The sequence below is a fragment of the Parendozoicomonas sp. Alg238-R29 genome (assembly GCF_947331445.1).
Taxonomy (GTDB): Bacteria; Pseudomonadota; Gammaproteobacteria; order Pseudomonadales; family Endozoicomonadaceae; genus Sansalvadorimonas.
In genome coordinates this window covers 62,715-75,553 of the sequence record NZ_CAMZOG010000006.1, presented here as the reverse complement: position 1 = coordinate 75,553, position 12,839 = coordinate 62,715, and the positions used below count along the sequence as shown (strand labels likewise).

Genomic DNA, 12,839 nt, shown 5'->3' with positions numbered 1-12,839 from the left:
TTCACAAGGAAGTAGACCATGAAGTACTTGATTCTTGCCCTCCTCACCAGTTCCAGCGTGGCTTTAGCTGGCAACCAGCAATGTTTATCGCTGTTTGAAAGTAATTCCCACACGGACGCCCTTATCCAGTGCCGTTCTGCTGCCAAAGATGGCAATACTGAAGCGGCATGGCTTATGGGTCAGATGAACAGTCAGGGGCTGGGAACAAGGAAAAACGAGACCAAGGCTCTGGACTGGTTCCGTCAGGCGGCCACAGATGGCCACGCTGACTCCCAATACAATCTCGCAGTCATGTTAGATATGGGACAAGGCACAGCGGAAAATAACCCCGCCGCGGTGAAATGGTATAAGAAAGCCGCTGAACAGGATCATATCCACGCCCAGCACAACCTGGCCCTGATGTATGCCCATGGCGAAGGGGTGGAGCAGGACTACAAAACCGCACTGAAATGGACCCGCACTGCAGCCGACAACGGTTTAGCAGAATCCCAATACCTGATGGGCCAAATGTACCGTTCTGGCGGTGATCTGGTAGAACCAAGCTCCAAAGAAGCCCTTACATGGTTCACCAAAGCCGGTGAGCAGGGCCACATTAAATCCCAGCTGATTCTTGGCCTTTCTTATGCCAAAGGTCTGGGCACAGAAGTTGACCCCAATATGGCCATGGACTGGTCACGTCAGGCTGCCTTCCAGGGCAATCCTCAAGCCCAGTTCCTGTTGGGTGTTCTTCATGCCCGCTACAGTGAAGACAATCAGGACCTGCAACAATCTGCCGCTTGGCTGACAGTTGCACTGGCCGGTGGTTTTTCAGCGGCTATGGAGCCCCTGCACAAAATAACAGCCCAGCTTTCTAAAGAAGAGTTCCGTGAAGCTCAAGACAGCGCCAAAGCGATTATCGATACCATTCAGCGCCAGCACCGCAGTCACGGCGTTTAATCACAAGCTCTACTTCATACGCTAAGAGTCACTTCAGGGTGGCTCTTGCTCATTTTCTGCCAATCCCACAAAATCCTTCCATAATTACTTTCCAATTCTGTTAGGGAATATTGTGACGACTCCCGCCAAGACACTCCTGCTGAACTGCGATATGGGCGAAAGCTTTGGGCCATGGGTTATGGGCAGTGATGAGCTGGTTATGCCTGTGATTGATATGGCCAATATTGCCTGCGGTTTCCATGCATCTGATCCGGACACCATGGCCAGAACAGTGGCACTGGCGGTTGAGCACAATGTTCAGATAGGTGCTCATCCTGGATATGCCGATAAAGAAGGATTTGGTCGCCGGGCTATACCTCATTCCCCGGAACAAATTATTCGCCTGACTCTTTATCAGGCAGGAGCACTCAATGCTCTCTGTGCTCAGGCCAAAACCGGTATAAGCTACATCAAACCCCATGGTGCTCTTTATCACGACATGATGGCTAAAGAAGACGTGTTTCTTGCTCTACTTCAGTGCTGTGCTTTTCTTCCTGAAGCACCTGCTCTTGTTATTCAGGCAACGGCCAATAATAGCCACTATTTAAAACTGGCAGAACAGCATAATGTAAAAGTGATCCAGGAAGCTTTTGCAGATCGCGTTTATAACAACTCAGGTCAACTCGTGCCACGCACTCAGAAGGGAGCAGTTCACCATAATCCGGAAGCTATCTGCAAGCAGGCTCAGCAGATTGTACAACAAGGATCAGTTACAACCATTCAGGGAGAGTTACTCCCTCTTCAAGCCGACACTCTCTGTGTTCATGGTGACAACCCTGAAGCGGTTGCTGTTATACACGCCATAAAGAAAAGTCTGCAGTTATGATCCGTATTGAAGCGGTATCGGAAAACACTCTGATCATTTATTTTGCTGACTCCATTCAAGCCGAACTTTCTGTTTTTATAGGCGTTATCAGCCAGCAACTGAAAAATGAACTTGGCGATAAACTCATAGAGGTCATCCCTTCTTACACCTCTATTTTTATCCAGTTTGATATATTGCGAATCGACTTGCCGACCTTGTCGAAAGACATAAGAGCTATTGCAGACACTCTTGATACAGAACCGGACTACAGCGTTGGAAAGTTGATTGAACTGCCAACCTGGTATCACTCCGATGTAGCTCCAGATTTGAAAGCTGCAGCCCAACACAGTCATCTTTCTGTGGAAGAGTTCATCTCCATCCATAGCAATAAAGAATACCGAGTTTGCGCCATTGGCTTTGCTCCCGGTTTTGCATTTCTGGGCAGTGTCGATTCCCGAATTGAGCTTCCACGTCACGATCACCCAAAAGCCAAGGTTTCACGGGGCAGTGTTGGTATTGCGGGATTACAAACAGCCGTTTATCCGCAGGATTCCCCCGGAGGCTGGCAGATTATTGGCAACTGCCCTCTGTCATTATTTGATCCAGATAAAGAGCCAATGACACCTTTTCAGGTAGGCGACAAAGTTCGTTTTCACCCGATATCAAAAAGTGAATTTCTGGCAATGGATGGTCAAATCCAGCAGGAAAATCAGTAAATGGCGCACGGTCTGAAAATTATAAAAGCAGGATTCCAAAGCCTGATTCAAGATACTGGCCGCTATGGGGTTGGACATCATGGTCTGAGTCAGGGAGGGGCTGCCGATGAACATGCCAGCCGATGGGCGAACCACCTTCTCCAGAACCCAGTTAATGCACCCGTGCTGGAAATTGCTCTCGGAATGGCAGAGTTTATTGCCGAAACCCAAATGACCATCGCCATTACTGGGGCAGATATGTCTGCAGAGATTAATGGCACTCCCATTCACAACTGGTCGACCCATCAACTTCAACCCAACGACAGACTGACTTTTCAGGCTGCCCGGTCAGGAAATTATGCCTACCTGGCAGTCATTGCTGGCTTTATGGCGAAAGCACAACTTGGAAGTTGCTCCACAGTTATGCGCAACAACATTGGCAAAAAACTGGAGGATGGAGAAACTCTGGAAGTCCGGGCAGAACATTGCTACCAGTCAGACATTGGCCTAATGACACCTTTCCGGTTTATTCCTGATTACACCCGCATACAGCCCCTTACTGCAATTGAGTGCTATCAGAACTCTTTGTTTTCTCACGATTTAAGAGCGAAATTCTTCAACCAAACTTTCACAGTTTCCAAGCAATCAAACCGTATGGGGTGTCAACTTGAAGGGCCGCGACTGAATCACTCGATCCCGGATCAGCCATCAGAAGGCATAGCCTGTGGTGCTATACAAATACCAGCGAGTGGCCAGCCAGTTATTCTGATGCGTGATCGGCAAACCATCGGTGGCTACCCGAAGATCGGCTGCCTGACTCGGAGGTCTATTAGCTTACTGGCTCAGTGCAGAGCAGGCACCGACCTCAACTTTGAATCTGTCACCAGAGAGCAAGCAACCAAAGAGTGGATCAGGTTTGAGCGTTATTTTGCAAAAAAAACCGAGGCGCCATGCCGGTCCAGCGCTTGAACGAACGGCGGAAGTTATTGAGACCCCGATAGTTCAAATATTTCGCCACCGGCTCATAACCAAAGCCTTTATAGGTAAATAGATAAGCGACCATTCATTTTCGGGCATCATCCTGCAAAACCTGAAAACTGGTGCGGTGTTTTTTTAACTTGCGCTTGAAAGTTGCAGGATTCATAAGAAACGCACTGGCAACCTGATATCCCGTTGCACCACCTCTGCCCCAAGGCTGGTAAAGACACTCCCGAGGAATAACCATGGCATTCCGCATTGCCATGAATGCTGACAAAAATATTGATGGCTCTTCTGAAACCGGCGGGCTGGATGTCTCCAACGTTAGGGGGCGTTCTCAATTAGGCATCGAACTCAGCATTGCCCTTCGGGTGGCGCTGAAAGCATGGCCAATGGCGGTTACGTGAATAAGCCACTCCCTCCTTAGACGACGAAAGCCGTCTGAGCTGCTGCTTTGGCGATGGCACCCGTGGCGAATATGTTTACAAGTTTGTCGCCGACAAGCCTTACCAACCAAATAATAAGGCTGCCAATTCAGAGCTCCTTGATAACGGTACTCTCTATACAGCGGCCTTCCATGAAAATGGCAAAGGTGAGTGGATGCCACTGATTCGGTCAGGGTGGATGGCCGTTCATCCTACAACCCGTGAAGTATTTGTGACCCTGACCAACAACAAACACCGTGGTAAAAGCCAACCAACACTGCCAACTCCCGGGAAGATAACCGTCACGGGCAGATAATTCGTTTCAATGAAGCGGATGCCGATCCAACAGCAACAACTTTTAACTGGGAAATGTTCCTGCTTGCTGGAGATCGCTCCGGTGCCACTCTGGCCGATGGTGGTGTTATCGGTACCTGATAACACCACCTTATTTTAAAACCTTTAATCCAATAGCGCCCTTCTGATCTATGCAGCCAGAAGGGTGCGAGTTAAAGCGCCTCCCGGCTTCTGTGCATATCAATGGTTTTCACCTTTTCCTCTTCAGGATCAGGACACTGCCCATCTTCTGGATTAAAGGTCACAATTCCTGAACCGGTTCCATCCTCAAAGCCCGGCACATAAAAACCATCCCGCAGGCACAAACCGCGACCATCAGTGCGAGTATCAAAACGCTCAACTTCCGAGAACAGGAACATCAATGAAGCGGTTAAACAGATATCCAGTGTCGCCTCACTTTTCGCGCCATATTGGCTGCAGGTGTTATCGATAACAGATACAGGTTTGGATAACTTTGGCCAGAAGCGACTGTGTTTCTGGAGTATCATCGAGCAAGTTTCACCGGAAGACTTATTCTGGAGTGTCACGGTAACTTTTGGGCCGAGAGAATTGTGATCCTCAGCCAGAAAAGAGCTTTCATTGCTCTCGTAAATCACGCCGGAATGAATCTTCAGGCTTTTATCTGCCAACTTCCAGACAGAGTGCTCGCAGACACGAAAACAGAGTTGATCCGTTAAACTGCCGTAGCAATCTACATACTCTGCCATTGCGATAGTCGACAAAAAACCAAGAGCAAATAAAGGAGGAGAAACAGTGTGGGGGAGTCTCACAACGACCACCTCAAGGGTGAATTGCAAGCCCCCACTATAGAAGTTGAACAGAATCCCAACCACTGGACTGGACTGGACTGGACTCCACTACAATCCAGCTATTACCGGTTGAGCAGAAGATCGCCTTCTATAGGAATAAACCGCGTAGCGGCACACATTAAAGACGTGGCAGTAAGCTCTCTGACCCCATACACATCAACATGCACCCAAAACTTTTCCCGCAAACGGGCAGCCAGAAGATCAAAATCCCCATCGCCGGAAGCCAGTACCACAGTATCTACCTTGTCGGCATACTCCATAGCATCAATCGTGATACCCACATCCCAATCACCTTTTGCGGAGCCATCGGAACGCTGAATATACGGTTTCAGCTTCACCTCAAAACCGATGGCTCGGAGAATATTCTGAAACTGGCGCTGCTTTTCATCACCACGATCGATGGCATACGCAATCGCTTTCACCACTTTGCGACCGGCAGTAGCTTTGGCCCAGAAGGCATTAAAATCAAAATTACAGCGGTGAATCTGACGGGTGGTGTAATAAATATTCTGTACATCCACCAGCAGAATAACTCGCTCTTCCCCATTAACTGGATTTGTCATTCCGAGCCATTACCTGTTCTGTTCAGCGATAAGAGACTATCTTCCAAGAGTTCTATCCCGCATTGTTACCTAAATGAATAGCTGATCTGAAGAATTAAAAGTGAACATTTGGCATTTTTCGACTCCACTCAACCAGTAACCTCCAGATTATTTCTGTTGACATAGCTTAAGTAGATTTTTGTAACGGCTATCCTTGAGTCCCTTTAATATGGACTATAAGACTCCTCTTTTATAGATTCGTTCTGGAGATTGGGGCTATGAAGTTCAACGCCAGATATTGCCTTGCATTAAGTCTTGCAGGTTTCGCTCTCGGCTTGTTAAGCGGCTCGCTTTCCGCCGACGACCCAGACCAGACCAAAACACCAAAAGAACTCCCCCTCAGATACCTTATGAAAGCCGGTGTTTATCCAGACCCTGAGTCTCGCAGTTTTCTATACGGTGTCGATATTGAAAACCTTAAAGGTACAAACGCCTCCCCGGTTATGAGATTTCCCCTTTTAGACGGCTCCTCGGTGGATGTTGCTGTTGTCTGGCATGAGCATAATAACCAGCTGTATGTCTGGCCAACATTTGTCAATACAACACCAGAAAACTTGAAAGCTTTTTTTCCAGGCAATAACGAATCGGAAATTGTTTATACCCATTCAAAGAAGGTTGCTATAGATGCAGCACGGCGCTTTCAGGACTCGGTCCTTATGATTGATATTGATTATCCGGAGCCTGATCACCTCTATACACACCACCTATATCGCACTCCACATAAAAAATCACCACCTGCGGAAACTTATATCTACGCACCAAAGGTGCTGGCAACTGATGTGTTAATCAACATAGCTCTCCAAAGCGGTCTATCGTTGCCAACAGCAGCTGTTTTAGCAATAGAAACAGACTGCCTCATATGCAAAAATTCAAAGGAAGCTTTTAAAAGGCACAAGATATTTCAACAACGCCTGTCGAATCAGATAAAAGAAATGAGAAAAAGCGAAACACTATTTTTTAGTATAACCCTCTTAACCAAAGAGGAATTTAACAAAGCAAGTATCAGGGCTAAGAAACTAATACAGAAGAAAGAAGGCGAATTCAAAAAGAAATGCGGCTGGGTAAACTGCAGAAAAGCAGCGATGTCTTGACTCTGTAAAAGAAAAAGATAATCGCGGTTTCAATCTGGTCGGCGAAAGAGGATTTGAACCTCCGACCCCATCAACCCGAATGATGTGCGCTACCAGACTGCGCTACTCGCCGACACTGGTGTGGATATTACAAATCAGTTCTGTGTTTTTCAAGGTAGCAACTACCAAATTTGCAGAGGAAAAAGAAGACCGAACCCAGCCGTTCTCTGGTACAGGTTGCCCGGACAACGTCACAGGCAACCTAACCCGGCATCACTCACCCCGCAAGTCTTTACGGCACTCTTTCAGGGTGTCTGCAATCAGGAACGCCATTTCCAGAGACTGGTTAGCATTCATCCGAGGGTCACAATGGGTACGATAACGATCCTTCAGAGTCTCTTCTGTCACCCGATGGGCGCCACCAATGCATTCGGTCACGTTCTGGCCAGTCATCTCAAAGTGAACACCACCTGCGTATGTTCCTTCTGCACGATGCACGGAGAAGAATTGGCGTACTTCTTTTAGGACAGAACTTACATCACGGGTCTTGTAGTCACCGGCAGTAATAGTATTCCCGTGCATGGGATCACAGCTCCACACCACCTTGCGCCCTTCTTTCTCAACAGCCCGAATCAGGGCTGGCAGGCCATTTTCAACCTGATCCGCCCCCATACGCACAATGACAGTGGTGCGACCGGCTTTGTTTTCCGGATTAATCAGGTCAAGCAAGCGAATAAGCTCATCAGGAGGCAGGCTTGGGCCAGCCTTAATGCCAACAGGGTTGTTAATGCCACGCATAAACTCCACGTGGGCACCCTCCGGCTGACGAGTACGATCACCAATCCAAAGCATATGGGCTGAGCAGTCGTACCAATTTCCCGTCAAGCTGTCTTTACGGGTCAAGGCCTGTTCATAAGGTAGAAGCAAAGCTTCATGGGAGGTGTAGAAACTGGTTTCCCGAATAGCGGCGCTGTTTTCTCCGGTAATACCACAGGCACGCATAAAGGCCAGGGTTTCATCAATACGCTCAGCCATTTGCTGGTAGTGCACAGCTTCTGGGGTGGCATTGATGAAATCCAGATTCCAGGCATGAACCTGCTCAAGTGAAGCCAGCCCCCCTTGGGCAAACGCTCTGAGAAGGTTCAGGGTAGACGCCGCCTGATGATAAACCGCCATCATGCGTTCAGGGTCGGGGATACGGGCAGATTCGGTAAATTCATTACTGTTAACGATGTCACCGCGATAAGTGGGCAATTCAACGCCATCACGGGTTTCGGTGGGCTTTGAACGGGGCTTGGCAAACTGTCCCGCCAGACGACCCACTTTCACGATTGGGCAGCCGGCTCCGAAAGTGAGCACTACCGCCATCTGCATAAGAACTTTAAAGGTGTCTCGAATATTTACCGCACTAAACTCGGCAAAGCTCTCAGCACAGTCTCCACCCTGGAGCAAAAAAGATTTTCCTTCAGAAACACTGGCCAAGTGGTCAGTCAGCGCCCGAACCTCACCGGCAAACACTAGCGGTGGCTGCTGACTTAAACGTTCTTCCACTTGCTGCAACTTTGCCGCATCAGGGTACTCAGGCATCTGCAGAGCTGTATGTTTTTTCCAGCTATCAGGTGTCCACAGGGACATTGGCAAATACTCCCGCAAATATAAAAATTCTGCCACAGTCAACAACTGCAGTTTCTTAACTACTGTAGAGAAGTGTAGTGACGTGACGTTACCTTACCATTTGATAACAATCAGTAAAGGCAGCATGGGTTTATAACTAACAAGTTCAGTTAAAATACCTAACAAAATACCTATTACTCTTGTGAAATCCCTGATTGCGGCATACTATTCACTGAAATCGAACATATTGCAGGTTTCTAAAGCAATGACCCTTTCCACCCACACCTCTAGCCTAAACGGTAAAAAAGGTATGTCCGGTATGATTATTATGATCATTCGCCGGGGGTTGGTTGCAGTCTAAAGAAAACAGAAACCAAAAAAGCCCCCGCACCGAAAGGTCCGGGGGCTTTTTTATATACGGTTTAACAACGACTTAATGGAATTTCAGGCAGGAGATGTACCAATGAACCAGTACCGGCTTAAGCTGATCGCTTCCAATACTCCCGGATGTCTTGAACGGGTTCTGAACAACAGTCGCAGCGGCGGGTTTGACGTCGATAACTTTACTGCGTCCCTGTGCACAAAGCGCAACCAGTACAACATTGATCTGCATGTTTCTGGTGGAGACAGCCAGAACACCCTGATTATTTCTCTGTTGCAGGAGAGCGATATTCGCTCACTGACACCTTGCCGGAAAAGCCCTGAGCGCAGGCCATCAATGCAGTGATGGCTTCACACCGTCTTCAGGCTCAGGAAACATCATCCGCTCATCCTCTCCCTGGAACAGATATTGCGACTGCTGACAATCCTGCAGCAGTTGGCGCACAGTTTCCAGGGTGACAGCGAAGTACTCGTTAAACTGAGGAACAGTCATTCCCTGAGTAGTGAGGATGGATGCCGAGGCCACCAGCATGGGCGAAGCATCATCAGGCGTATTGAGGAACAGCTTAAGAGCGGGGTAAGACATATTTAGCCGCATAAGATCAGCAGATACAGCCAGCACCGCCGCATTACGAATATCCAGTTCTGTGGTAAACATAATGCCCCACGGCTCAATAAACAGACGACTGTCGAGTATTCCATCCATGCTCTGCAATGCGGAAACATGCAGGCCGCTGCACTGATCGCAGATATAAGATTCATAGCCGGTTTCCGTCAACCATGTCTCAAGCAAGGCAACATCCGGTATCAGCAAATCGTGCATAGCAGGAAATCTCGAAAAAGCAGCAAAATCGGAACTTTACTGGAAACAGCTATTAATAGCGATAGTAGGATCAGCACACTTATACGATATTATCGCTATAGGGTGAACCGGCAATATTGCCTGTCAGTAATAGCTTAAACGTCGTTTCCACTCTTCCTGACGCTTAAGAGATAGGGAAGTCTTGCCACTCAGAACTTTCACCTTTCGCTCAGTCCAATTGCCATGATCATCCAACTGATAATCGGAAAATTGTTTTTCGGTAACTTCTTCTATACGACCATTAACAGATTTCTCTTTCCGCTCTTTTAATAGTTCCCCATTCTGATAACTATAAACTGTACTGATTGACTCCTCGCCCTCTTTTCGGGTGTAGACGCTTACCCTCCCGTTTGTATTTCTCTGCCACCACTCCCCCCAGACAAGTTCGCTCTCAAGCAGGGTTTTATCTGATAAAGTTTTCGGTACACCTTCAATTTCACGCTGTTCAATCAGTCGATTCGCTGTATCAAATATCTGCACCCGCATACGAGAATCGTCGCATGCTTTCAACAATACTTTATTGTCCAGATACCCTACCGACCAACAGGGGCTGCCAGCCTGGCGCCGACTGCCAGGAATCATCCGAAAATCACCACCATAAAAAAAGTCAGCCTGCCTGCCATCCAGTGCCGTACCTGTGGCGTAGCTAAGGCTTCCGGGGCCAATCCAGGCGCCGCTGGCATCTTCTACCACAGGTGGTTCAATGGCTGTCAGATCGCCATCGGGGCTATAACGAAAGGACTGTTTGAGCATTTGCGTACCATTTTTCCACTCAGCTTTTCTGATTGGAACAGAACCCTTTAAGACAGTCTTCTTAATCTGTTCACCCTGTGAGCCCTTTTGAGAGAAAAGTGTACGAATACCTTCAGGACTGTAGCGGTGAACTTCGGAAGGAAGAAGAGAACGGTCACCATCCAGGCTGGCAATAGTCATTGTTCCCGTAGTCATGGTTTCCTGCACTGGGCCAGACAACCCATCCTGAATATGGGTTTGCCAAAGCATGGCTGGTGTACGACCGATATGCTCGGGAACAGTCTGATTTGCGCAACCAGCCAGAACCAGTAGCGCCGAGAACACAAAAGCAGCCTTATAGAGCTGTATGAACTTGGAGATGATTACCACAGGGGGCCTCTGCCATGATGGCCTGTTTTTATTGTTATTATTATGAGTTATCTGGCAACAGCCATTGACCGTTATGACTTGGTTGCTACCGGTCGTGAGGCATCAGCAATCCACTCACTCCATGAACCAGCGTACAAACGAGGCTGCGGCATTCCCGCTAAAGTCATTGCCAGAATATTCTGACAGGCGGAGACTCCTGAACCACAGTAGCAAACAACATCCCGCCCCCGCCACGCAGAAAACAGCCCCTTGAGCGCCTCCGACTCAAGGAAATAACCGTTACTACCTACGGTTTCGGAATAAGGTTGGCAAACAGCTCCGGGAATATGACCGGCAATGCTATCCAGCGGTTCTACATCTCCGACAAAACGTTCCAAGGCACGAGCATCAGCTAATACGCCGCCCTCTTCAACAAAAGGAAGAATGTCATCAATCTGAACAAGAACATCATTATTAGCTTCTGGAGAGAAATCCGTCGCCCTAACAGCTGGAATATCTGTGCTCAGGGAATAGCCGGCATTCTCCCAGGCTCGAATACCGCCATGAAGAATATAAATATCAGAAAGACCAAACCAGACAGAGAGCATCCACCACATACGAGGCACCATAAAATGGCTGCCATCATCGTAAAGTACTACACAACTGTTTTGATTCAGACCCCATTGCTGCATGCGGCCAACAAATGTTTCACTGTCTGGCAGGGGGTGCCGACCGGTTTTACCGGGAATAATTTCTCCGGAGAGGTCTTTACAAATGCTAGCGTATTGCGCACCGGGAACATGCCCCTGCTCGTACATTCGCAGCCCTGCTTCTGAATCCTGAAGGCTGTAGCGGACATCAAAGACAACAAGTTCCGGCTTGTTGCTCCATTCAGCCAGCATTGCCGCATTAATCAACACAGACATATTCACCTCAAGGAGCAAAGTTATTGGTCAGCAGGTTGCTGTACCACCTGATCATCAATAATAACTTTACCAGTAAGAACCTGACCAACATCAATATCATCAGCTAATGCAGAATCCTTAACAATAATACGGGTCATATCCCCCGCCATCTCATCAGAATCAAAAATCTTCTTATCATCGTCACTGTATTCCTGATAGGCCGGCACTGGTGGCTCCTCAAATGCTGGGAGAGGAGTCTCTGCAAGTTCTTCACTCTTATCTGACATAAACCAGAAACCACCTGCCGCAAGAATAATTACCCCTGCAACAATGCCAATCGCCAGTTGAGTTTCCCTGTTCACGAATTACTCCAACCTCTAAGTCACCAGAAATGGCAGTTTAAAGCCTGTCTTATAGCAGCAGCAAGAACAGAGAAGATATTAAAAGAGAGGAAGGAGGTTCCAGAGCCGATTTCCAGGTTCTTTTGACGTAAGATCACGTTTTTTCAGCGTCGTTACAGCCCCTTGAAAGGCAACAAGCATTCCAGCAGTGCTCGCTCGTGAATGCTGGGCTCGACAACCTTAGATCAATAGAACCTATCCTGACACCTGAAATTTAATTGCTGCGAACAACTCGGCTGGTGCGTCCATGACTGTAGACTTTCACTCGATCTCCAACCCGAAAGCTATTGCCCTGCTCCACCTGCTGAACAATTGAAATAAAGCTGCCGTTATCCAACTTAACAGTAAGATTCAAACCATTACCTTCCGTCACTTTACGCTCGGCGTAGTTGCCAAAAACACCACCAGCAACAGCACCAGCAATCGCTGCCAAGCTTTTACCCTTACCACCGCCAATTGTTGATCCAGCCAAACCTCCTGTTGCAGCACCAGCAACAGCGCCTACACCAGACTTAGTACCATCGACCTTAACGGTTTCGATATCAACAATTTCGCCAAACTGAACGGCCTGTACGGTACGGGCTTCTCCCCGGTCATAATTACTGCCAGTCAGATCTGCCAGGCACCCTCCGAGAAGAAGAGTCAGGGTTCCTGCAGCCATCAAAGAAAATAATCGGGACAACTTCATAAAGAACCTCCATATCGAAATAAACCAACGTCCCACCTTGGACGCTCTTCTCTCAGTGTAGGTTCAATTCCGTGATGACAAACAGGCATAACTTCACGGTAAAATTTCCTGAAAACCCTACACTTGCAGACAAAACGGCATTGTTTCAACAACAAATATGCGTAAAATCCCCAC

The 12,839-nt window shown here is 48.0% G+C and carries 18 protein-coding genes, 1 tRNA gene and 1 pseudogene; 10 read left to right on the top strand and 10 right to left on the bottom strand.

Annotated elements, in window-relative coordinates; genetic code table 11:
- Positions 1–18 precede the first annotated feature (18 nt).
- From QMA35_RS02790 to QMA35_RS02775, 4 genes are all read left to right on the top strand, one after another.
- Complete coding sequence (locus QMA35_RS02790; RefSeq protein WP_281645608.1) at positions 19–936, top strand: tetratricopeptide repeat protein; 918 nt, start codon at positions 19–21, stop codon at positions 934–936.
- Positions 937–1,048: 112 nt separating this feature from the next.
- On the top strand, positions 1,049–1,801 hold the full coding sequence (locus QMA35_RS02785) for a 5-oxoprolinase subunit PxpA (RefSeq protein ID WP_281645607.1): 753 nt from the start codon (positions 1,049–1,051) through the stop codon (positions 1,799–1,801).
- Entirely contained in the window at positions 1,798–2,496 is a 699-nt protein-coding gene (gene pxpB / locus QMA35_RS02780) for a 5-oxoprolinase subunit PxpB (RefSeq protein WP_281645606.1), read from the top strand. Before QMA35_RS02785 ends, pxpB begins: the two co-directional genes overlap by 4 nt.
- The gene (locus QMA35_RS02775; RefSeq protein WP_281645605.1) at positions 2,497–3,444 is read left to right on the top strand and encodes a biotin-dependent carboxyltransferase family protein; all 948 of its coding nucleotides are present in this window, start codon (positions 2,497–2,499) and stop codon (positions 3,442–3,444) included. It abuts the gene before it with no gap.
- A gap of 94 nt (positions 3,445–3,538) precedes the next feature.
- Here QMA35_RS02775 and QMA35_RS02770 read toward each other — a convergent pair whose 3' ends face one another.
- On the bottom strand, positions 3,539–3,700 hold the full coding sequence (locus QMA35_RS02770) for a hypothetical protein (protein ID WP_281645604.1): 162 nt from the start codon (positions 3,698–3,700) through the stop codon (positions 3,539–3,541).
- On the opposite strand from QMA35_RS02770, the gene QMA35_RS02765 reads away from it, so the two are divergent.
- The 4 genes and pseudogenes from QMA35_RS02765 to QMA35_RS02750 all read left to right on the top strand — a co-directional run bounded on the left by QMA35_RS02765 (position 3,699) and on the right by QMA35_RS02750 (position 4,313).
- Positions 3,699–3,860 (top strand): hypothetical protein, encoded by a 162-nt coding sequence (locus tag QMA35_RS02765; RefSeq protein ID WP_281645603.1) that lies wholly within the window; start codon positions 3,699–3,701, stop codon positions 3,858–3,860. The genes QMA35_RS02770 and QMA35_RS02765 overlap by 2 nt on opposite strands.
- Positions 3,861–3,894: 34 nt before the next feature.
- A pseudogene (locus QMA35_RS02760) lies at positions 3,895–4,005 on the top strand (hypothetical protein); the annotation flags it as partial.
- 48 nt (positions 4,006–4,053) lie between these two features.
- A complete protein-coding gene (locus QMA35_RS02755; RefSeq protein ID WP_281645602.1) occupies positions 4,054–4,194 on the top strand; it encodes a hypothetical protein in 141 nt (46 codons plus the stop codon).
- On the top strand, positions 4,191–4,313 hold the full coding sequence (locus QMA35_RS02750) for a hypothetical protein (RefSeq protein ID WP_348650923.1): 123 nt from the start codon (positions 4,191–4,193) through the stop codon (positions 4,311–4,313). Before QMA35_RS02755 ends, QMA35_RS02750 begins: the two co-directional genes overlap by 4 nt.
- Before the next feature lie 71 nt (positions 4,314–4,384).
- On the opposite strand, the gene QMA35_RS02745 is transcribed toward QMA35_RS02750, so the two are convergent.
- Positions 4,385–5,002 (bottom strand): hypothetical protein, encoded by a 618-nt coding sequence (locus tag QMA35_RS02745; RefSeq protein WP_281645601.1) that lies wholly within the window; start codon positions 5,000–5,002, stop codon positions 4,385–4,387.
- 101 nt (positions 5,003–5,103) lie between these two features.
- Positions 5,104–5,604, bottom strand: a complete 501-nt coding sequence (locus QMA35_RS02740) for an NYN domain-containing protein (RefSeq protein ID WP_281645600.1) — start codon at positions 5,602–5,604, stop codon at positions 5,104–5,106.
- A 257-nt stretch (positions 5,605–5,861) separates the two neighbouring features.
- Between QMA35_RS02740 and QMA35_RS02735 the strand changes: the two genes are divergently transcribed.
- On the top strand, positions 5,862–6,734 hold the full coding sequence (locus QMA35_RS02735; protein WP_281645599.1) for a hypothetical protein: 873 nt from the start codon (positions 5,862–5,864) through the stop codon (positions 6,732–6,734).
- A 35-nt stretch (positions 6,735–6,769) separates the two neighbouring features.
- On the opposite strand, the gene QMA35_RS02730 is transcribed toward QMA35_RS02735, so the two are convergent.
- Together QMA35_RS02730 and QMA35_RS02725 are read right to left on the bottom strand one after the other, a co-directional pair.
- Positions 6,770–6,846: transfer RNA gene (locus QMA35_RS02730), tRNA-Pro, on the bottom strand.
- A 140-nt stretch (positions 6,847–6,986) separates the two neighbouring features.
- Positions 6,987–8,348 (bottom strand): 3-deoxy-7-phosphoheptulonate synthase class II, encoded by a 1,362-nt coding sequence (locus tag QMA35_RS02725; RefSeq protein ID WP_281645598.1) that lies wholly within the window; start codon positions 8,346–8,348, stop codon positions 6,987–6,989.
- 442 nt (positions 8,349–8,790) lie between these two features.
- On the opposite strand from QMA35_RS02725, the gene QMA35_RS02720 reads away from it, so the two are divergent.
- Complete coding sequence (locus QMA35_RS02720) at positions 8,791–9,054, top strand: ACT domain-containing protein (protein ID WP_281645597.1); 264 nt, start codon at positions 8,791–8,793, stop codon at positions 9,052–9,054.
- Here QMA35_RS02720 and QMA35_RS02715 read toward each other — a convergent pair.
- The 5 genes from QMA35_RS02715 to QMA35_RS02695 form a co-directional block, all read right to left on the bottom strand.
- A complete protein-coding gene (locus QMA35_RS02715) occupies positions 9,043–9,531 on the bottom strand; it encodes a YbjN domain-containing protein (RefSeq protein WP_281645596.1) in 489 nt (162 codons plus the stop codon). The genes QMA35_RS02720 and QMA35_RS02715 overlap by 12 nt on opposite strands.
- Before the next feature lie 123 nt (positions 9,532–9,654).
- Entirely contained in the window at positions 9,655–10,692 is a 1,038-nt protein-coding gene (locus QMA35_RS02710; RefSeq protein WP_281645595.1) for a hypothetical protein, read from the bottom strand.
- Positions 10,693–10,763: 71 nt separating this feature from the next.
- On the bottom strand, positions 10,764–11,597 hold the full coding sequence (locus QMA35_RS02705; RefSeq protein ID WP_281645594.1) for a sulfurtransferase: 834 nt from the start codon (positions 11,595–11,597) through the stop codon (positions 10,764–10,766).
- Positions 11,598–11,617: 20 nt separating this feature from the next.
- Entirely contained in the window at positions 11,618–11,938 is a 321-nt protein-coding gene (locus tag QMA35_RS02700) for a hypothetical protein (RefSeq protein WP_281645593.1), read from the bottom strand.
- 253 nt (positions 11,939–12,191) lie between these two features.
- The gene (locus QMA35_RS02695) at positions 12,192–12,665 is read right to left on the bottom strand and encodes a glycine zipper 2TM domain-containing protein (protein ID WP_281645592.1); all 474 of its coding nucleotides are present in this window, start codon (positions 12,663–12,665) and stop codon (positions 12,192–12,194) included.
- Between the last annotated feature and the right edge of the window lie 174 nt (positions 12,666–12,839).

Coding starts and splice junctions, on each gene's coding strand:
- pxpB (WP_281645606.1), top strand. CDS start 1,798: ATGATCCGTATTGAAGCGGTATCGGAAAACACTCTGATCATTTATTTT.
- QMA35_RS02695 (WP_281645592.1), bottom strand. CDS start 12,665: ATGAAGTTGTCCCGATTATTTTCTTTGATGGCTGCAGGAACCCTGACT.
- QMA35_RS02725 (WP_281645598.1), bottom strand. CDS start 8,348: ATGTCCCTGTGGACACCTGATAGCTGGAAAAAACATACAGCTCTGCAG.
- QMA35_RS02715 (WP_281645596.1), bottom strand. CDS start 9,531: ATGCACGATTTGCTGATACCGGATGTTGCCTTGCTTGAGACATGGTTG.
- QMA35_RS02735 (WP_281645599.1), top strand. CDS start 5,862: ATGAAGTTCAACGCCAGATATTGCCTTGCATTAAGTCTTGCAGGTTTC.
- QMA35_RS02720 (WP_281645597.1), top strand. CDS start 8,791: ATGAACCAGTACCGGCTTAAGCTGATCGCTTCCAATACTCCCGGATGT.
- QMA35_RS02740 (WP_281645600.1), bottom strand. CDS start 5,604: ATGACAAATCCAGTTAATGGGGAAGAGCGAGTTATTCTGCTGGTGGAT.
- QMA35_RS02770 (WP_281645604.1), bottom strand. CDS start 3,700: ATGGTTATTCCTCGGGAGTGTCTTTACCAGCCTTGGGGCAGAGGTGGT.
- QMA35_RS02705 (WP_281645594.1), bottom strand. CDS start 11,597: ATGTCTGTGTTGATTAATGCGGCAATGCTGGCTGAATGGAGCAACAAG.
- QMA35_RS02790 (WP_281645608.1), top strand. CDS start 19: ATGAAGTACTTGATTCTTGCCCTCCTCACCAGTTCCAGCGTGGCTTTA.
- QMA35_RS02775 (WP_281645605.1), top strand. CDS start 2,497: ATGGCGCACGGTCTGAAAATTATAAAAGCAGGATTCCAAAGCCTGATT.
- QMA35_RS02755 (WP_281645602.1), top strand. CDS start 4,054: ATGCCACTGATTCGGTCAGGGTGGATGGCCGTTCATCCTACAACCCGT.
- QMA35_RS02765 (WP_281645603.1), top strand. CDS start 3,699: ATGGCATTCCGCATTGCCATGAATGCTGACAAAAATATTGATGGCTCT.